This is a genomic window from Coleofasciculus sp. E1-EBD-02, from assembly GCF_040218245.1.
GTDB lineage: Bacteria > Cyanobacteriota > Cyanobacteriia > Cyanobacteriales > Coleofasciculaceae > Coleofasciculus.
Genome location: NZ_JAVJQN010000040.1, coordinates 178,096 through 198,025, shown reverse-complemented (window position 1 = coordinate 198,025; position 19,930 = coordinate 178,096). Strand labels below are relative to the sequence as shown.

Genomic DNA, 19,930 nt, shown 5'->3' with positions numbered 1-19,930 from the left:
GCTTTGTATGCAGATAAAAACTTAACGGCTGATGTCAAAAAAGTTCAACCTTATTTATGGAGGAAGGGAGTCTGTGAACAACTTACATCCTGACTCGCATTCATCTACGCTTGATGCTACGCATACAAGACGTAGGATTCTGCGAGATTTTGCTAAAAAAAGAGAGGTAATCAAACCTCTCCTTCCTATCTCAGCAGATTTTAAGCCTTTGCTACTTAGTAGTAACCTCGGCTACGACCACCTTCACCGGGCTTATAGATAATAAAGCTCAAAACTTGGCACTGCTTAATGTTATCAAAACCCACAACGCGGATAAAATTGTCGCGATAGTCAGAGCGACAAGCATCTACCTCAGCCATAACTTCTTTAGGCGAAGTGGCGTTGAACAGGGGCAGCTTCCACATTGTCCAGTAGTGCTGTTCGGGTTCAGAGGTTTCGCTAAATTCGATCGCGGGAATATAACCCTGATCCAAAATGTATTCAATTTGGCGGACAATTTGCTGATCGCTCAGAGGCGGCAAATAGGACAAAGTTTCGTAACGACGCTCTTTCGGTAACGTTTGCATGGGGTTTTTCTGTAATGGTTGTGTTTTTGACGTCCGGGTATGCCAACAGGTGACAGAAGTACCCGGTTTAATAGCTAACTAGGTGTCCGAATCAGCTTGCTGTTCGGGTGAGGCTGGGTCAGATAGACTGAGTTGCGTGATTCGTTCCAGATACTGACGTCGATATTCCATATTCGACTGCTGAATGTTACTGCGAACCATTTCGGGTAAGAAGTCTGTCACTTCCTCAGATAGAAGCTGTCGCACCGTCATAATCCGAAACGCCAGTTCTTGTTTTTCCACCAGGAGTGCTTGGAGATAGGCATCTCCATCTTGAACTCCTTGGTTTGCCGAAAAAGAATGCAGCCACAGCGCCTGGGGGGGGTCAGTTTCACCCAATTGATCCAGGACAATCCGCAGTGCTTGGTATGTCATGTAATTGGTAAGCACTTTGGCTGTATCTTTGGCAACTCGTTTTAGATCCATAGTCTGATCCCAGCCCTCTAACAGTTTGAAGTATCAATGATGAAGTATGAAGTTCTACACTTCATACTTCACACTTCATCAGGTATCAGACGGTATCAACCGCTTCATACTCGAACTTGATTTCTTTCCAAAGTTCGCAAGCGGCGGCTAATTCAGGACTCCATTTAGCGGCTTCGCGGATCACGTCGCCACCTTCACGCATCAGATTGCGTCCTTCATTCCGGGCTTGGATGCAGGCTTCTAATGCCACACGGTTAGCCGTTGCACCAGGAGCATTACCCCAAGGGTGACCCAGAGTACCACCACCAAATTGCAGGCAGGAATCATCACCAAAGATTTCCACCAGCGCTGGCATGTGCCAAACGTGGATACCACCAGATGCCACGGGCATTACACCGGGCATTGATGCCCAGTTTTGGGTGAAGTAAATACCGCGTTCGCGATCGCGCTCGATATGATCTTCCCGCATCAGGTCAACAAAACCCATGGTGATGCCTTTTTCACCTTCGAGCTTACCCACAACGGTACCAGAGTGGAGGTGGTCACCACCAGACAGCCGCAAGCACTTCGCCAGCACCCGGAAGTGAATGCCGTGAACCTTCTGACGGTCGATTACTGCGTGCATCGCCCGGTGGATGTGCAGCAGTAAACCGTTGCTACGGCACCATTTTGCTAAGGTGGTGTTCGCGGTGAAGCCACCCGTCAGGTAATCATGCATGATGATTGGCGTACCCAGTTCTTTCGCGAACTCAGCCCGCTCCATCATTTGCTCACAGGTAGGGGCGGTGACATTCAGGTAGTGACCTTTCACTTCACCGGTTTCGGCTTGAGCTTTTTCAATTGCCTCTTGCACAAACAGGAAGCGATCGCGCCAGCGCATGAAGGGCTGGGAGTTGATGTTTTCGTCGTCTTTGGTGAAGTCTAGACCGCCGCGCAGACACTCATAAACGGCACGACCATAGTTCTTCGCCGACAGACCCAACTTGGGCTTAATCGTGCAACCTAACAAGGGACGCCCATACTTGTTCAACTTATCGCGCTCAACCACGATACCGTGAGGCGGTCCTTGGAACGTCTTCAGATAAGCGACAGGAACCCGCAAATCTTCTAGACGTAGGGCTTTGAGAGCTTTAAATCCAAACACGTTCCCCACGATGGAGGTCAGCATGTTGGTCACCGAACCCTCTTCAAACAGATCCAAGGGGTAGGCGACGTAGCAGATATACTGATTATCTTCGCCACGAACTGGCTCGACTTCATAGCAACGACCTTTGTAGCGATCGAGGTCAGTCAACAAGTCTGTCCAAACCGTTGTCCATGTCCCGGTGGAGGACTCTGCTGCTACCGCCGCACCCGCTTCTTCCGGGGGAACTCCTGGCTGCGGAGTCATGCGAAAAGCTGCCAGAATATCTGTATCTTTAGGAGTGTAATCCGGAGTATAATACGTTAATTTATAATCCTTGACCCCGGCATCATACCCAGCTTTTGACTGAGTTTTTGTTTTAGCGTAAGACATGTTTTCCTTCCTTAGGAACTACTGAATGTTGCGACAGGCTAACTCCATAGACATTATTAACGATTTTACGCCCTTAGTTAAGCCCTAAAATCGCTAAAATGACTCTGAAACTTAGCCCCGATTGGGTGCATCCCCACACCCAACCTGCTCGTGTTGGTTTTTGGTCTCTGAATTACCTATTATCCGCCATTTTGGGTCAAAAAACTTGACTGAGCCAAGACATTTTTTTATTAAGCGGATCGGGCAAGAGCTATTATCCCACATCACCAAACAAACGATTGCTTGACGTGGGCTTCTCTTCCCTTCTGGCTTTAGCTAATCTGGCAATTCATTTCACGCCAAGTTAAACAACCATAGCGCGTTAGTGAAGCAGCACGTCATGCAGCTCCTTGCCAGACCCGTTAAATTTTCAGCAACGTTGTTAATATACCAAAGAATTCAATAAGTTTAACTTCAAATATTCTTGAGAATTGTATAAGGTACTGTTATAAATCAACGAAATGTAAATTTATGTTAATTTTTATTACAAATGAATCCATTCGGGACATATTAAGGTAAAGATTCTATAGTCGAGGCTGTACCATCACTCTTTAATATAGATATAGATCTCGAAAAACTACCCAAATCGTCTCAGACACCATGGCGTCTTTGAATGCCCCGATTCGTCTTTTCCTCGGTGCTACTCTGCTAGGGTTAGGGTTGTCTTTGACTAGACTCATCTCTCCTTTAGGAGGGGAACCTGATCCGACCCTAGCGCTAGCCCAAGATCCCCTAGCTCAAACCAACCTGGGGACAGCCCCTGACTATAGAGGAGCGCCCCCTCCTCCGGGTGGCGACCCCTTACCCCCCGAACGCTTGCGGCGAGAAGTCGAACCCCTACCCACGGATTTTCGCGTTCCCGCTTTGCAACCCGACTATACAGGAGACCTCTGGGTGGGAACCTACTCAGGATTATCCCGAGTTGACCCGAACACCGGACGATTGAAAGCTCGAATTGATTTACCCAACTACACCATTGACGCCCTAACCCAAGACCGGGTTGGACGAATTTGGCTGGGAACGTATGAAGGGTTGTTACGAGTCGATCCTCGGAGTAACGAAGTTACTGCACAAAACTTTACATTACCCTCAAATCGGGTCTTATCCTTACAAGTTGATCGGCGCGGGTATCTCTGGGTAGGAAGCGATCGCGGTTTGGCTATGATTAGTCCTGACCAAGGATTATTAATGACCACAGTGCAAGAACTCCCCGGTGTTAGCGCCAATGCTTTGACATTAGATGAAGACGGTCAACTGTGGGTGGGTACATTAGCCGGATTAGTACAAATCGATACCGCCAGCGCTCTTATCCTTCAGCGTGTTGGTAATTTACCTGGAACCATTGTCCAATCCCTAACCACAGGACCCGATGGTAAGCTTTGGGTGGGTACTCCCAGTAGTCTGTTAGTGATTGACCCCAATAATCCCTTTGCTGAACCGCGTTCGGTGACACCCTTACGGGGGCGTAGTGTAACAGCGGTGCGCTTTGCTCTAGATGGGAGTGTGTGGGTGGGTACGGAAAGTGGCTTATTAAAAATCCGAGCGGAAACGGGAGCGGTATTGGGTGAACTGTCGAATCTTCCCTCGGATTATATTCTTTCCCTGTCCCCAGATGTAGGGAATAAATTATGGGTGGGAACAACGGAAGGGCTAGCCTGGGTTAGCCTATCCACGGGTCAAGTCAGACCCCATTTAGCGTTTGTGAAGAATCCGCCAGAGACGTTTTAGTGATTGGTCATTGGTCATTGGTCATTTGTCATTGGTCATTGGTCATTTATTTGGGAAGTCATCATTCATAATTTAGACGGGGCGGGTTTAGTTCTGATAGTGGTTTGAGTTTAAACGTTATCGGTAAAACCCGCCCCTACAGACGCGCCATGTCCGACTAGCGAAGCGAAGGATCACAATTCCCCCAATGGTCAATATCCAGCAACTGAAACAATGGAAACAACAAGGGCGTCCGTTGGTCGTCTTGACCGCTTGGGATTATGCGATCGCACAATTATTAGATGCGGCGGGAGTAGATATTATTCTGGTTGGGGATTCCTTGGGAATGGTCACATTGGGGTATGAGACAACATTACCCGTAACCTTGGACGAGATGCTGCACCATGCTAAAGCCGTGTGTCGGGGTGTAAAACAAGCATTGGTGGTGTGCGATTTACCCTTTTTAAGTTATCAGGAAAGTCTCCAACAAGCGATGCACTCGGCGGGTCGGGTATTAAAAGAAACCGGGGCGCAGGCGGTAAAATTAGAAGGCGGACATCCAGCCATAGCCCAAACTGTAGCCCACTTAACGGCGGCGGGAATTCCGGTGATGGGTCATGTCGGGTTGACACCGCAGTCGGTACATCTTCTCGGTTATCGTCAGCAAGGGAAAACAGAAGCAGCAGCGGAGCGAATTTTAGCCGAAGCGATCGCCCTTGAGCAAGCGGGTGTTTTTGCCCTAGTTTTAGAGCATATCCCGGCGGATTTGGCTAGGAAGATTACACAAACCTTAACCATTCCCACTATTGGGATTGGTGCAGGAGTCGATTGTGATGGACAGGTATTAGTCACCGCCGATTTACTGGGACTTTCAGAACGTCAGCCACCCTTTGCCAAAGTCTATGCGAATTTGCGGCAAGTGATTACTCAGGCGGTGCAAGACTATAGTCATGATGTGCGAGAGCGACAGTTTCCAGAGGGGAAATAGTTGACTTCTCCTAAAATTTAACTGGGTTCAGGCGATAATCACTCCTATCTTGCTCCTATGCTGACAGGGGTTTCTAGGTGGTATATCGGTTGTAGCTGATCATTATAAAAACCATCTTCAGGTGCGTAAATGATACCAGACAACTGCTTCGCTAAATAAGCTTCCAAACAATCAAGCATTTCCCATCCGGCGTCTGTTAATCCCTGTGAATCGATATCAATAGCAATGACTTGCTGCGTCGTGGTGAGTCTTTGTACTAGGTCTTGCGGTTGGTTGAACGGTTCTGATTGATTAATGATCTCAATTATCTCCTTGATTTCCGCTTGGAGAACTGGGTCATTCAGGTTGAGTTCGAGTAAGATAGGACGTTTGCCCGTTTGGTATTGTATGCTGATGGATTTCCAATGATTCTCCTTCACCGCCTCTGGGTTGGGCTGAACCTGAAAATGAGGCGGTTGCTCAAAAAAGTAGCCATCCCGGATGAAATCAGTAATCTCGCTGCTGGATATAGGTTGGGGACTTTGGCAAAATACGCGCAGAACGTAACTCATAGTGATTTGAGAGTTTAAGAGGAGGATTGACAATTGACAGTCAACGGTTATTGTCTACTGTCTTGGTTCCTACATTACAGCGCTTCGCGCTCTTATGGAGTACAGTATTAGCCCGCTATCCCTCAAACTGCTAGATTGATGTTGTACCTCATAGCAGAGGAAAGCGCTGTATCTCCCCGGCGATAGGTAATGCGTCTGGTTATATCCGTTTTATCGACAAACGTGACGGTATCATTTTCGCCGAGTGCTGAAATTTCGTCGGCAAGTTTCACCCTTTCTCGTGCAGATGGTAGTCCATTTTGTAGCATTTCTCCCACTTCCAGATAGTCAGTACTGCCATCGGGGTTGTATTTGACCATATCAGGATATCTGCCACCTAGTTCCACATTTTCGACGTTTTGAAAACCTTCGCTAGCCAAAGCTTGACGCGCTGCGACTTGGTTTGACCCTCCTGGTCTTCCCGGTCGTCCTCCCAGGAGTGCGGGGTTAAAGTATCGTTCTTTCCAAGAGTCGAATGATAAGATTTCCTCCAGTTGTTTCCCGGCTTCGTATTGGTCATATTTATAACGTTGGTATCGCCACTCGGCTGCACCTGGGTCATTAAACTTAGGCTTTGCACCTGCTGGTGGATAGGGGGGCCAGTCTGACTCTGACATCAGTGTGGGTTTCTCTGAGTTTAAATCCCTTAAATTACCACAATCCGGTGCAACTGGCGATTTCATCGTTTTATTAGAGAATTCCATAACTTTGCCTCTTGGATTGGACAATTAACGTTCTACCAACTCCAAACGTTGAATGGGGAAGTTAAAAGCCGATCAAAAGCCGATGTGAAGCCGATTGAGCAGAAACGCTAAAATAGATGATGACTCAAACACTCTCCACACAATCATCTCGCGGTACATGAGTGGGAAACCTGGAACCAGAAGATCGAAACGCAAAAAATCTAATAGACCTAAAAGAGAGAATGACTTTCGTGAGTCCTTGCCTGCGGATTTGCGGCAACAGTTACGGGAGAGATATGAGGAAAGGTATAAACCAGGAGAAGGTCGTGCTTTAATAGAGAGATTTCAAATCGACTGGGGCGATCGAGTTAAGGCTAATCCTGATCCACCGGGAGACGATACTGTACGGAATTTTTTTTACAAGGAAGCGCAAACTACTTTTAAATATTGGGTCATTGACGGTTTCTGTAACTTGTTGCTTGACTGTTCCCTCGAAGAGTGGGAAGGTCAGCAACAGCAGGTTCAAGATTCTATATCTGAGTCAGACTCAGGGGTAAAATTTTCAAGTGCGATCGCTTATCCTGACTGGCGAGAAGTTTGTCTTAATATGCTGGAGACTCAGAAGCAGAGCATTAGACGACAAGCTAGCGAAATAATGTCTGAACCCTTCTATGTACAGCTAGGATTAGTTGAGCGCAAATATAAACCCAGGCATGATCGTGATTTTTCTCTTACACCAGAACAAGGTTCACGTTTTTTCCATCTAGAGACGGAAGAAATCATCGATACGTATGAACATAACAGGTTTTTAGAGGAAGTTATTAACCAGGGACAAACTAAAAAGAGTCACGGTAAACGCATCGCTATTATTGGAGAACCAGGTGCGGGTAAAACCACTCTGCTGGAAGCGATCGCATTTTCTCCAGAAGCCCCAGGTTTGCCAATTTGGATATCTTTAGGAAGCATAGGAGAAAAAACTCTAGAAGAATACCTGCGCCAGAAGTGGCTCAAAGAGGCTTTGAAAACTTCCGATGTAACACAACAGCAAAAAGCGCTAGAAGAACTGTTTAAAAGTGGTGAAGTAGTGCTGCTGTTGGATGGGGTGGATGAAATGCCAGCTTCCTCACCTGTTGAAGCTTTAGCCAAAATTAGGAAAGAACTTACAGGCTGGGTTGCTGATGCGCGAGTGGTGCTGACTTGTCGTGTCAATGTCTGGGATGCTAATGTTTATGCACTACAGGGTTTTGATACGTATCGCACGTTGCCGTTGGAATATGGGGATAGCAATAAACCTGATCAGGTAAAACAGTTTATCTGCCAATGGTTCTCCAAAACTGACAAACCAAAACTAGGGAAATCATTAGGGAAAAAGCTAGACGCAAATAGACACCAGCGCATTCGGGATTTAGCCAAAAACCCACTTCTGTTGTCGTTACTGTGTCAAAGCTGATATTTTCGTCAAGGGGATTTGCCGAAGACTAAAGCAGCGCTATATGAGCAATTTACGCGAGCTTTTTATGATTGGAAAGACGAAAAAATTACCACAATTTCAACAAAGCGGAAGGAGTTAAACGAAAAATTAGCACTGTTGGCACGGGAGGCAATTGACGAAGAAAAGTCCCGGTTCGCTATACGAGAAAGTTTTGCTCTCGATGTCATGGGGGAAGACTTGTTTAATTCAGCTTGTAAGTTGCATTGGCTGATTCATGTCTATAATGATGCAGATACCAATGAAAAGGTTTATGCCTTTTTTCATCCTACGTTTCAGGAATATTTCGCAGCGCTGGCGGTTTATGATTGGGAATTTTTCTTACCTCGCGCCCACGATAACCCTAATCCTAAACCAGTCTCAGACAGATACCGAATTTTTGAGCCGCAGTGGAAAGAGGTGATTTTGCTGTGGCTGGGGCGACCTGATGAAGAGGTAACGAAGGAGCAGAAAGAGGCGTTTATTAAAAAGTTGGTAAATTTTAAAGATGGGTGTACGGAGTTATTTTATCGTTATCAGGCATATTTTTTAGCAGCAGCAGGTATTGCCGAGTTTAATGATTTTAGCGATTGCAATACTAGCAATCATATCGTAAACGAGATAGTTAAATGGAGCTTTGGTCAGACTTATCAGGTAAAGTTTCCCTATCCACACACTCAAGAGTCTAAATCACCTAAATTTGTTGAGAACGCCGCTAAATCGATGTTAATTGAAACAGATTGCAAATTAGTAATCACTAAGTTATCTAATTTACTAGATGAAGAAGGAAGAAGTGAACAAAATATTTTTGAAGTTTCTTCGTTCCTTCTTCAACTTTCTCAAGGCAACTTCAAAGCCATAAAAAAATTTAAATATTTAATACAGAATAGTCAAAGTACGGAAGTTCGTAAATGGGCTTCTTTAAAATTTCTAGAATCTACTCCTGATGAATCAGATCCTATGTTTGACTGCGCCTATAAAATTCTACTTGAACCTATAGGAGGGGGTATTACACGCGAGACATGGGAGAGGAACTGGGAACACTGGACAAACTGGTCTTCAAATCGACCAAATTGTGGTGAGGATGCATTAAGTAGATTATTAAGTATTGCGCGTGAAGCTTATAATAAACAGAATCAACTAGAGAACCAAACAAAAAAGTTTATACTTTCTGATATGCTTTTAAAGGGAACAACAATTCAAGAGCAAGTGCAGGAATTAATTGAGATTATGGAAACTGGCAGAAATCCCGAACTGCACATTACGTATATTCATCACTTGAGCTACATTGGTCACGGAAATAAAAAAGCGATTCAACAACTAATTAAAATAGTCAGAGCCTATAAAAATCAGGATTTTTATTACGCCGCTATCGAAGGATTGGGACTTATTGGCATTGGTAGTCGGGAGGCTTTTGATTGTCTATTAGAAGTAATTGATCAAGGAATAGTTCCAACAACAGCTATTTGGAGTATGAAGAATATTCTTGGTGGTGATTTATTTGATTTAGCAGTAAGACAATTAAAGCATCAATTTTTACTTTGCTACCCAGTCATCTGGTACTGCGCCCAAAATATGAGTTACTCAGCTTTTCATCAGGCTTGGTGTGAATAGGTGAAATCACACTTTCATCAAATTACTAATAAAGGGGAATTACTTATTTTCCATCCCCCTCACAGTAAAGTGCGATCACACCTAATATAGCAGTAGACACATTAATTAGGACTTTCCGAACTGTTGTAGAGACGTTGCATGCAACGTCTCTACCAAATGATGCGTCCTAACCGCTATGGCGGTTGCTATAACTTTAAAGTAAGTCAACGCTAGCCAACTGGCAAAAAATACACCTCCTGCGATCGCAACATTCCGTAGGCTCAAGGGTACAGAGAAATAGAGTAACAATAACTACCAAAGAAATAACCTTGGCACTAATTACAACAGACGCAGACTTGACTCTGAAACCACCATCATTAATCGCTCATTTGTTGCTCCTCCAACCAAGCCACTAAATCAGCAACTTGGAAAAAATCCAACAGCGTGACTCCTAACGCTTCCAACTGTTCTGTTGATAACCTGTTAATGCGATCGCGCAGTGAGGGGTCAACGTCACCCAGCCGTCGGGTTAGCTGGCGGATAATCAAAGCGATTTCCACGTCTCGCATCTTTTGTCGGTTAAACCAAGCGACTAAATCAGCAACTCCGGAAAAATCCAATAGCGCTACCCCCAACTCCTCCAATTCCTCGATGGATAACGCCCGAACCCGCTCAATTGCGCTTGGCTTAACCTCTCCTAATCGTCGCTTGAGTAGGCGCATGACTAATGAAAGGGCTTCCTGTTGTCTTCCTTGTTGCAAGATATCTTGATAGATAACCGACTCGCGCATGATGTCCTCCCGAAAAAACCGACGTATCAAAGCTTTCTCAAACCGCAATCCAGCTAAAATCTCCGCAAAACCCGCCAGAGTTTGTCGCTGTTCCCTGTCAGGAATTGTAGCGGTTTGTTCCGCCACCTGTGCAAGTAAGCCTTGAGGGGTGTCCGTTTGCGTCAAACTGGCTAAGGGTTCTAGAGTCAGTTCAGTTTTGAGGACTTGGATATCTGGCGACTGCACCGAAAGCAACCAACTCACGAACTCAGCCGGATATTGTTCAGCTAAATATTTACAAGCGTTATCGTAATTCAATCTTGATTGACCTACAATAAGGTTTTATGCTGTCCCTGACATGCTCCCCTAGGATTTCTTTAATTGAATACCATACCAATTGAGGATGGCTAACCATATCATTGATAGCAATCCCGCCAGACTCAAGGTTAATCCACTATAGGGTACAAGTAACCCTAAAATCGGTAACACCATACCCGCGATCGTACATACTACCGCCGCCAGTGACGTTTGGCGATCGTTTCCTAATCCCCAAACCAATACCAACACCACTAACGAAATTCCTGTCCACGCTAACCTTGCATCAATAACCCGGCTAAAATAAGTCAAGGCTAGCAAACTAGCAAAGAATACACCCCCTGCGATCGCAACATTCCGTATACTCAAGGGTAGGGAGAGATAGAGTAACAATATCCACCATAAAAATAATCCTGGCGCTAATAGCAACAGACGCGGAATTACCCCTGTATTCGTAATCGGATTGGTTGCGGTAAACACACCGAAGGGATTGCGAACTGATACATTATCTTCAAACAGCCAAGTAAACACCGTCCCCTCTCCCTGATCCTGCATTTGGGTGGGTATAATCCCACTGGCAAAATCCGCTTGGGAAAAATTAGCATCAATGGTGAGGCGAAAATTAGACAGTAACTGTCCCCCTGCATTGTAAACCCAACGTGGTGCGCCTTGGGCTTGGTACGTTACCTGAAATTCCGTCTTTTCTCCCGGTTCTAAACGCAACGGAAAACTATAGTTATTCGGATTGGTCGGTTCGAGTCGCCTTCCCGGCTGTTCGACTCGAAAGTTTTGCAATAATGAATAACCGTAGGGTGGCGAAATCTCAAAAAATAGTTCTTGTGCTTCTGCTAGAGTATTAGTAACCTGATACGTAGCCGTAAAGTCAATCTGGTAATGATTCGTCTGATCCTGCCAATTGCGGATTTGATTAATTGTCACTTGAATTTCAGAACCTGCCAAAGCTAACAAGCGACTGACTTCCTGTGTATCCTCTACTCGAACAATTCTGCCATTAATTTGTCGATTGTAAGTAAATTGTTCTTCTACCATATAGCGAACTTGCGGCGCAGATTGTTCCAACCGTTCCCCCGCCACAGTTGCTGCAATTTCCGCCACTTGTGCTTGTTCCCAATGGTGGTAACGATTTCCCAAGGTGGAACAGAGAAAAAATCCCGCCACTAACAGAATAATCACCACGATTCCATGCAGCAATATCCGTAAAAGTTGAGAATAGCGGACAACCCATTCGCCAATAAAAATAGCTTGTTCCGGTTGAGTGCGGCGCAATGCAGCACCAATCATGGCAATGACAATTCCTAACGCCCCAACGAGTAAGGCTAGGGTTAGGAATGAACTGAGTAACTGTTCTCCAAACTGAATTAATTCTTGAGGATGAGTGAGATCAGGTAAACCGGGAATACCTTGGGCAGTTTGATTCATTATTATACAATTCCCACTGTGAGTCGTCATTGGCATCTGGTGCGAAGACGACTGATCCTCCTTTAGAGTTTCTACAATAGGAGAATTCATCGTAGGAATATGGCAGCGGGGAGGGGTACGTGTCCATTGGTGTCAACTTAAGGAAAACACCGTAGGGACAAAGAGACGGAACAAATTAACATCACCCAATTCTTAATTTTATCGGTTTTTCCCCCTGTAGGGGCGACCCGCCGGATTTAATTAACACCACCAAACACTTAATTATGTCGGGTCGCCCTGTTTCGGGTATCACCGATTATGAAATACCGGGTAAAATTCGGTTATTTTTGATTAATATAAAACACTGTATGGGCAAAGAGACGTAACCAATTAATACCACCCAATTCTTAATTTTATCGGTTTTCCCCCTGTAGGGGCGACCCGCCGAATTTAATTAACACTACCCAGCCTTTAATTATATCGGGTCGCCCTCCGTCGGTTATCATCTGAAACCGCATACATTTAGGCGGGGGCGAGTCGAGATAGGTTAATTCTCGCACCGAACATTTGTGCAGCGACTCGCCCCTACACCCTACACCCTACACCCTACACCCTACAGGTTGTTATGTTTTTACAGCATTGCAGTTAGAATTCAACAATTCCTTATCGAAGATGACAATCTTGACAATCCTCCTCTGCCCAATCCTTGCTACCCCCTGGTGCTACAGTAACCGTATAACCTGTACCGCTCAAATCCTCAAGTCGTTTTGTCCCCGCTAAATCAATACTTTGATACCGGACTCCGAAGTTATCCAGATCAACCGTTTGAGTCGCGGAATTTAAAGTCAGCGTTGTCGAAAAATTACCTATATTTCCCGTAGTTACTCCGCCGCTTTTCCCACCTCTACAGTTGTTCTTTTGATCGCTATAGCAGACATCAACGGTTCCATCCCTGCCATCCAACAATTTTTTACCTAAATTTGCCTGTTGAAATAGGGGTTTTGATGCATCGTTAATTGCCTGAATACTTGCACCGATTAACGTTTCACTGACATCAAATCCAAACCCAGATGTCCGACTTTGCAAAATATTTGGCTCAGATGTATTACTAAGCTGAACGTCGAATTTTACTTCTGTCACCTGCTGGGTGATATTGTTAATTATCCGAGTCACGGTTTCAAAGCCCGCTACTTTAAACAGCGCTTTGGACGACAACCCCTCTGTCTCTTCTCTATCTATATTACCGCCTAAAAAAACGGTGAAGGATTCACCAATATCAGCCGCACTAATATCTTGAACACGGCTACCGCTAATCGTTATCGCCGTCGCTGAAGGGGTTGCGACTGAAAACGCGGTAGTGGCTGACAGTATCGCGAGACCCCAGAATGCCTTAGGCGCAATATTGAGTAATTTCATTCTCCGTTAACCTCAAACTCTCTTTTACCTTGGGACATCTGAACTGTTTTGAGCTATCGTCAATAGGGAAAAAATAGGAGTGTCTGGACTTTAGCCACAGAAAACTTATCCAGGAATTTAAATCAAACAAATCCCTCGATTAATCCGGACAAGCATCTACCCTGAATGTGAAATTTGAAAATTTTTCTTATTGGCTAGTTCACCGTTTAAATTGCTCCTATTTTATGCAGAAAATCGATGAACTAAAATCACGGATTAAACTCATTAGCGCCCACACAACTATGCTAATTGTTTCAACAGTTTTGAGTATAGCCAGTTTTTTTCTCTAGTGAAAGGGTTAATTGTGAAGTTGCGATGAATCTTGTTAAAATTGATGTAAAGTTAAGGTAAACTTTATATAAAGTTGTGGAAAAATACTGACCCAGAAACGATAAACATGACCCTCGCCCCTACACAAAACTTTACAATGACAGGGTGAGACAACCCCCCGCGATTTATCCCGGATGAAATATTCTCGGCAGGACAGCTTATTGTAAAAGAGCAGGGTATAGTGTAACGATTATGGCTTCTGTTCCCAATCCCTCCCTCGATGCTGGTTTAGCGGCTCTCAAAGAAGGCAACTACGATGTGGCGATCGCACACCTGGAAGGTGTCTGCGAATTTGAGTTAGATGAAGCTATTATCTCCCGCGCCAGTGTCGCCCTAGTCAAGGCTTATCGCCGCAGTGGTGATATCCCAAATGCGATCGCGCTTTGCCAAACCCTTACCCAAGATCTCAATCCCAAAGTGCAACAATGGGCGACAAATACCTTACCGGAACTCATGGCGGAATCCCCACCTCCAGCCAATCAGACGGGGTTTACGCCAGAAGCAGACACTTCAGCGAATCCTACGGGATTTGTTCCCCTCAACTCGCCCTCCTCTAAACCGGGAACGATTAAACAACGGTTAACTGATTCGGCTAAACGTCTATTTACAGGAGGGAAATCGCAACAACAGTCTCCGGGAAACGAACCTCCTCAACCCTCATCCCAACTCCCGGTTGCTTTCACACCCCCTTCAGCACCCTCTGTCTTTTCCCCCAGCCCTCGGTTTCGCAACTTAGGGCGTGCAGAAAACTGGCGTCCGTTCAAACGCCCGAAATTAAGGCGATTGGGGTTAATTGGGATTGCAAGTGCGATCGCGTTTGCTTGGGTGCTGCGTTTCTGGTTAGAGTTCTTAATGGCAACCACCAACACGATTTTGGTGCAATTGCCGTTATTATCACCGATTCAATGGTTCTACCGTGATCCCACTCAGGTTTTAGCTGTCTTGGCTATCTTGGTGCTAATTGTCTCTCCCTGGTTAATGGATTGGCTATTAAGACAGGTGTATGGATTAGAACCACTCTCCGTCAGCCAACTCTCGGCGCGATCCTCAGAATCGGCTAAAGTGATCCAACGGTTTTGTCGTCAACGCCGTTTACCGTTACCGACGCTGGGTATTTTACCCACAGAAGCGCCGTTAGCGATAGCTTATGGGAATTTACCGCGCACCGCCCGAATTGTCGTCAGTGAAGGACTTTTATCACAACTGGCTGACGATGAAGTCGCCACGATTTATGCGACTCAGTTGGGACATATTGTAAACAGGGACTTTATCTTAAGTTCTCTAGGCACATTAATTCTCCAGTTTCCCTATCTCCTATATATATATGTTGCCCAAGGGGGAGAACAGTTAGCGGAATGGATTCGGCGCAAATACCCCGCCACCCAACGAGTGTTACCGCCTCTGTGTTTAGGAATTGCCAGTATTATTTCCAGCTTAGGTTACGCTACTTACTGGCTACTGCGCCTCCCCCTGCTGTGGTTTTCCCGGATTAGAATTTACTATAGCGATCGCGTGGCGATAGAAACCACCGGAAATCCTAATGGCTTAACCCGGGCGCTATTGAAAATCGGCTTAGGAATGAGTGATGCCATCCATCAAGCCGAACAAACCCGCCCCTTGTGGGATAGCTTTGATTTAGTATTACCTGTAGGATACCGCCAAGGATTACTCTTAAGCAGTTGTTCGCCCCATGTCCCCTTTGAACGGGTTTTACAGTGGGAATGTACCAACCCTTACCGCCACTGGTTAATTATCACAGCCGCTCATCCTTTATTAGGCGATCGCTTGCATTTGTGCGCCCGTTATGCTTATGAATGGCGACTGGGGACAGAATTAGATTTACCCATACCCCCACCACCCATACGGGATAATAAAACACGTTGGTTAAAACTCATTGCCAGTTATGAAGCCTTTCCCTTATTTCAAAGTGTTCTATTAACCGGATTCGTTGTCGGTGTTGTGCTGCGAATTGGATTCTGGTTACTCGGTATTCTCAGTGATTGGCTATCTCGCTGGTGGATAACTGGATTCTGGCGGCTAATCTGGTTACACAATGCTGGGTCATTTCTGGATGCTTGTATCCTAATTGCCTTTAGTTTAAGTATTATTCTCTGGATTAATCGTTACTTTCCCGATATCAAACCTGCGGCGATTCGTCACCAACCCAGCTTGGAACAAATGCTAGCTGATCCGAATGCGTTACCCTCTACTCATCAACCTGTGGAATTTACAGGTAAACTTTTAGGGCGGCGAGGATTGCAGAATTGGTTAGGCGTGGATTTAATTATTGAAACGGATAGCGGGTTAGTGAAACTGCATTACTTTTCCATTTTAGGCTCTCTGGGTAACTTACTCCCCCTGGGAACTCGCCCCAGTGATTTAGTCGGTGAATCGGTGACAGTAATGGGTTGGTTTCGGCGGGGAGTTACGCCTTGGATTGATGTGGAAACATTGAGTACATCAGATGGGAAAGTCAGTCGCGCCCATTATCCATTATGGTTAGTTATTTTGGCGGTGGTGGCAGCAATATGGGCATCTTATTTAATTTGGACATTACCTGCATAGATGTTTGTCACCCCCTTTTCCCACGGCGATTAAAATCGGAAGTATGTCATCTTTCTGTTGTAGGGACTCACAATTTCCCCCTTGTCTTCTTTCCTTCCTTGTCCTCCTTGTCTAGTCCCCACCTTAAAATAAAAAACCTACACCTGTCAGTTTTTGTAGGGGCGGGTTTAACTACTAACATTTGTTGTCACCCTGATGTAACTAAACCCGCCCCGACTAAGTGCCATAATCCTGGCGACAAAAACCAAGCCTAACGGGATCAGGTTTGAAACTGTTCCCTGTTCCCTCCCCTCATCACAAGACTTATTCAGCAACCCCTAATGTAAGGATTCAGGTCTGTGTTTAGCTCATCAATAAGCCTGGGTGTACGAGCCGTACCAAAGTAAGTTGGGAAAGGGAATTAAGTCATATCGGCGAGTGCGCCCAGGCTCAAAACCCCGGCATCAGGCTGATACCACCCATCTCTCAGGATGATGGGTAGGAATGGAGCCTCGGTTTGCCAGTGTGTAACCTTGTCGAGTTCAATCACAAGGGACACAGACAACTGGGTTTCAAGGGACAGGTTCAGGCAACAGCGACACAGATTGCCCCGACTCAGTTTGAGCCATCAAGGCAGCTTGAAAAAACTCAATCACCGACCGTCCTTGTCGCCGACAAGTCTGCACTACACTTAATAAGTCTGCCGTCTGTTGAAATCGTTTCATTGAGCGAGACCCACCACTGACCTTACGTTTTGTCACCGCCAAACGCAGAGAACGTTCCGCCAAGTTATTGTCCGGTGGCACTTCTGGGTGGTCGAGGAAGTACCACCATTGTTGGGCTTTATCCCGTAAAGAGCGCAGTAACTTGCCCGATTCATATCCGGCTGTACTTATCCACTGTTGTATGGTTAGCGCCACTCGTAGCTTAAAAGAGGCAGCCCAGGTAAAGAAAGAGGTAGAATCTTGAGTTTGACGCCATTGCTTATGTTGGGCAAAGGCTTCCTCAATCAGTTCAATGAACGCTTGCCCTAAAGCCGGATTATTACCATGGCTCAATTTCACGACTTTTTTGAAATGACGTAAAAGATGGGCTAAACATTTCTGTTGTGCCTTGACCTCGTAGCCATTATAGGCGCTGTAATCATCACTATTGATTACACCATCAAACCTAGACCCCAACTGTTGGATTAATTCGGCTCGTGAGCGGGTATCACCTGGATGAAATAGACAACATTCTTGTGTCGCACTCACCCACTACCATTCTTTGAGACCCAACACTGGCCAAGGAGATTCATCCACATGGACTAACGGTTGCTGTTTGATCCACTCCCGCAAATCGTCAACGCTTTCCTTCACCGCATCCGCCATCCGAGCATTTGTGGCATTCAGAGTTCCCACTCCTATCTCAATCCTGCCCAGTTCCCACAGTAGTTCTTGCTGCTTTTCATAAGATAGATGTCCATAGTTGCCTAACCACACCAGTAGTGCTTGCAATCTCACACTCAAGTCTTGTCCTGGCACAATTTCTTTTGACCAAGGCGCTGCTGTTAGCTGACCACAACAGGCACAACGGCAGGTTTGTCTCTGGTATTCGACTATTTCTATTGGATGTGCTACCAGTTGCGCGACCTGCTGCCGCTGCACTGATGCTGGATTTTCCTCAAATTCTACACAGCCACAGCTAGTACATTTTTGGGGTTTGAGAATGGAGTATCTATCGACTCGCCCAAAACCTTTACGGGTCTTACCTGGGTGACCTGGTTGTCCTCCTGGCTTTCGTTTCGGTTTGTCGCTCTTTGCGCCAGCACTGTTGTCCCCACTACTGTTACTCTTTTCGCCAGCGCTCTTGTCCCTCGGCTGTTTTGGTTTTTCCGGTTTGAGAAGCAAGTCCGTTGAAGGGGGCTTTGAACTTGCTTGACTATCCAGTTTCTGGATAGCTTTGAGCCTTTCTATCTCTTGTTGCAATTTCTCAATTACAAGCTGTTGCTGCACCAGCAAGCTAACGAGTTCCTCGGTGGGCAACTGTTTGAGTTGGTTTGGGTCAAGTTTGGGCTTCATGGCAACAGCACTCACATACCTTATATTTAAGCAGATTTTGTGTTACTAGAGCGCCATCGTTGCGATTTTTCCACTCAGGTAGTTCTCTCCGTGCCGGAGCAAAAGGGGCAAGCCTTCGCCTCTGCCAAACTGCCGTACTCGACTCATAGCCAAAAGGAGGCGAAGCCTTCCCCCTTCATCGGATTTCCACGACCCCTGAATCCTTACCCCCTAATTAACAGCATATTCGGTGAATTGGCGTTTAAAGGGGGAGTGAAAGCCGATGACAATATCGCTTTTCGGGATTCCCATTTCTACGAGTTCGGCAGCAATGTCGTTTTCTGTACCGTTGTGTTGAAGCCAGATTTTTCCGTCTTTAATATCAAGATGTAAAATACAACCATAGATCCGTCGTTCGCCCTGCCAACCAATATGCACAAGTTGGTAGTGATCTCTAGTCGTGTCGAAAATAAGTTCGGTTTCAACCTCTTGATCGTTACGACTAAAGGCGGCATAATCTTGCAGGAGTTTCTGCACTATTTCACGGTACTGATCTAGTGTAGCCATTGGTCAATAACCTCCTGTTGTGGGTTGTAAACAATTAATTTTAATTGTTAGCTATTAATGATGCCTTGGGCAAGTTGGGTAGCGAAAAAGGAAGTATAGGTATCTAGTGGTACAGCAAGATATAGAATGTATTCTGGATATTGTTCTGCCAGGAGGATGCGATAACTGATGAACTGTCCAAGAGCGCTATAAAATTCTGAAATAGTAGAGTTTTGCAGAAAGCTTTTAACCTCAACGGCAATCTTTTGTCCGTCTCGTTCTGCGGCTAAGACTTTCTCGGCTCCCAGGTCAATATACAGCTTGCCTAGCTCATAGCGTAGTAAAAGGGGATCGTGAGTAATTGTCCAGCCGTCTTTTTCAAGGGCGCGGCGAACAATATCGTGAAAGGTATCTTTTCTAGGCATCAGGTTATACCTTGCTGTTTAAGGTCAATATAGATTAACTCACATTTTCCCAGAAGATATAGCGCTCATAACTCAAAAACATCTGTTCGTTCAATCATAAACCATTCATGATATAAAATTGCCAAAAAGAAATCTTCATCTTTCACCTTATCGCAAACAGCCATATAGCCGGAGAAAAACGGGTCATCATCATAGGTGGTGTCTTTGAGAAACAGGGTTAGGGAATTGCCATCAGCACTCCAAATCGAACGCAGGATTGTGATATTGGCATGATGCTCTCGTTCGATAGGTAATAGCACCCAACATCCCTCAATTTCCATAAATTCGGGTTCAGAATATCTGAAAACTGATTCCCAATCTTCGGGACCTTCGTGCTTTTCGATAATTCTGTCCCAGCGGACTGATTTAATTTTTTCGAGAGTGTTTGTTGATAAGTTGGCTAGTTTCATAGTCTGGTTAACCTGAAAAAAGG

16 protein-coding genes and 1 pseudogene are annotated in these 19,930 nt (G+C 45.5%); 5 read left to right on the top strand and 12 right to left on the bottom strand.

Annotated features, from left to right (window positions below; genetic code table 11):
* Positions 1 to 215: 215 nt before the first annotated feature.
* The 3 genes from RIC07_RS07955 to RIC07_RS07945 all read right to left on the bottom strand — a co-directional run bounded on the left by RIC07_RS07955 (position 216) and on the right by RIC07_RS07945 (position 2,547).
* Positions 216 to 566 carry a ribulose bisphosphate carboxylase small subunit gene (locus RIC07_RS07955; protein ID WP_446394045.1) on the bottom strand — a complete coding sequence of 117 codons (351 nt, stop codon included), beginning with the start codon at positions 564 to 566 and terminating at the stop codon, positions 216 to 218.
* A gap of 78 nt (positions 567 to 644) precedes the next feature.
* Positions 645 to 1,031 (bottom strand): RuBisCO chaperone RbcX, encoded by a 387-nt coding sequence (rcbX, locus tag RIC07_RS07950; protein ID WP_446394044.1) that lies wholly within the window; start codon positions 1,029 to 1,031, stop codon positions 645 to 647.
* Between the two features lie 85 nt (positions 1,032 to 1,116).
* Positions 1,117 to 2,547, bottom strand: a complete 1,431-nt coding sequence (locus RIC07_RS07945) for a form I ribulose bisphosphate carboxylase large subunit (protein WP_446394043.1) — start codon at positions 2,545 to 2,547, stop codon at positions 1,117 to 1,119.
* A gap of 639 nt (positions 2,548 to 3,186) precedes the next feature.
* Between RIC07_RS07945 and RIC07_RS07940 the strand changes: the two genes are divergently transcribed.
* Together RIC07_RS07940 and panB are read left to right on the top strand one after the other, a co-directional pair.
* Positions 3,187 to 4,314, top strand: coding sequence for a ligand-binding sensor domain-containing protein (locus RIC07_RS07940; RefSeq protein WP_446394042.1), 1,128 nt, complete (start codon positions 3,187 to 3,189; stop codon positions 4,312 to 4,314).
* Between the two features lie 187 nt (positions 4,315 to 4,501).
* Positions 4,502 to 5,281, top strand: coding sequence for a 3-methyl-2-oxobutanoate hydroxymethyltransferase (panB, locus tag RIC07_RS07935; RefSeq protein WP_446394041.1), 780 nt, complete (start codon positions 4,502 to 4,504; stop codon positions 5,279 to 5,281).
* Positions 5,282 to 5,325: 44 nt separating this feature from the next.
* On the opposite strand, the gene RIC07_RS07930 is transcribed toward panB, so the two are convergent.
* Positions 5,326 to 5,832: a hypothetical protein gene (locus RIC07_RS07930; protein WP_446394040.1), complete on the bottom strand. Its 507-nt coding sequence runs from the start codon at positions 5,830 to 5,832 to the stop codon at positions 5,326 to 5,328.
* A 122-nt stretch (positions 5,833 to 5,954) separates the two neighbouring features.
* Positions 5,955 to 6,554, bottom strand: a complete 600-nt coding sequence (locus RIC07_RS07925; RefSeq protein ID WP_446394039.1) for a hypothetical protein — start codon at positions 6,552 to 6,554, stop codon at positions 5,955 to 5,957.
* Positions 6,555 to 6,813: 259 nt separating this feature from the next.
* Here RIC07_RS07925 and RIC07_RS07920 point away from each other — a divergent pair, with 259 nt between their 5' ends.
* Both RIC07_RS07920 and RIC07_RS07915 read left to right on the top strand, forming a co-directional pair.
* Positions 6,814 to 8,004, top strand: coding sequence for an NACHT domain-containing protein (locus RIC07_RS07920; RefSeq protein WP_446394038.1), 1,191 nt, complete (start codon positions 6,814 to 6,816; stop codon positions 8,002 to 8,004).
* 18 nt (positions 8,005 to 8,022) lie between these two features.
* Entirely contained in the window at positions 8,023 to 9,636 is a 1,614-nt protein-coding gene (locus RIC07_RS07915) for an NACHT domain-containing protein (protein ID WP_446394037.1), read from the top strand.
* Between the two features lie 356 nt (positions 9,637 to 9,992).
* Here the strand turns inward: RIC07_RS07915 and RIC07_RS07910 are convergent, their stop codons facing one another.
* The 3 genes from RIC07_RS07910 to RIC07_RS07900 form a co-directional block, all read right to left on the bottom strand.
* Positions 9,993 to 10,703 carry a DUF4351 domain-containing protein gene (locus RIC07_RS07910; RefSeq protein ID WP_446394036.1) on the bottom strand — a complete coding sequence of 237 codons (711 nt, stop codon included), beginning with the start codon at positions 10,701 to 10,703 and terminating at the stop codon, positions 9,993 to 9,995.
* A 48-nt stretch (positions 10,704 to 10,751) separates the two neighbouring features.
* Positions 10,752 to 12,140 carry a hypothetical protein gene (locus tag RIC07_RS07905; RefSeq protein WP_446394035.1) on the bottom strand — a complete coding sequence of 463 codons (1,389 nt, stop codon included), beginning with the start codon at positions 12,138 to 12,140 and terminating at the stop codon, positions 10,752 to 10,754.
* Positions 12,141 to 12,782: 642 nt separating this feature from the next.
* A complete protein-coding gene (locus RIC07_RS07900) occupies positions 12,783 to 13,535 on the bottom strand; it encodes a cistern family PEP-CTERM protein (RefSeq protein ID WP_446394034.1) in 753 nt (250 codons plus the stop codon).
* Between the two features lie 561 nt (positions 13,536 to 14,096).
* On the opposite strand from RIC07_RS07900, the gene RIC07_RS07895 reads away from it, so the two are divergent.
* Entirely contained in the window at positions 14,097 to 16,469 is a 2,373-nt protein-coding gene (locus RIC07_RS07895) for a M48 family metalloprotease (protein ID WP_446394033.1), read from the top strand.
* 551 nt (positions 16,470 to 17,020) lie between these two features.
* On the opposite strand, the pseudogene tnpC reads toward RIC07_RS07895, so the two are convergent.
* From tnpC to RIC07_RS07875, 4 genes and pseudogenes are all read right to left on the bottom strand, one after another.
* A pseudogene (gene tnpC / locus RIC07_RS07890) lies at positions 17,021 to 18,508 on the bottom strand (IS66 family transposase).
* A gap of 210 nt (positions 18,509 to 18,718) precedes the next feature.
* Positions 18,719 to 19,054: an element excision factor XisI family protein gene (locus RIC07_RS07885; RefSeq protein WP_446380423.1), complete on the bottom strand. Its 336-nt coding sequence runs from the start codon at positions 19,052 to 19,054 to the stop codon at positions 18,719 to 18,721.
* Between the two features lie 47 nt (positions 19,055 to 19,101).
* On the bottom strand, positions 19,102 to 19,458 hold the full coding sequence (locus RIC07_RS07880; RefSeq protein WP_446394032.1) for a XisH family protein: 357 nt from the start codon (positions 19,456 to 19,458) through the stop codon (positions 19,102 to 19,104).
* Between the two features lie 65 nt (positions 19,459 to 19,523).
* Positions 19,524 to 19,907: a hypothetical protein gene (locus RIC07_RS07875; RefSeq protein WP_446394031.1), complete on the bottom strand. Its 384-nt coding sequence runs from the start codon at positions 19,905 to 19,907 to the stop codon at positions 19,524 to 19,526.
* Positions 19,908 to 19,930 lie beyond the last annotated feature (23 nt).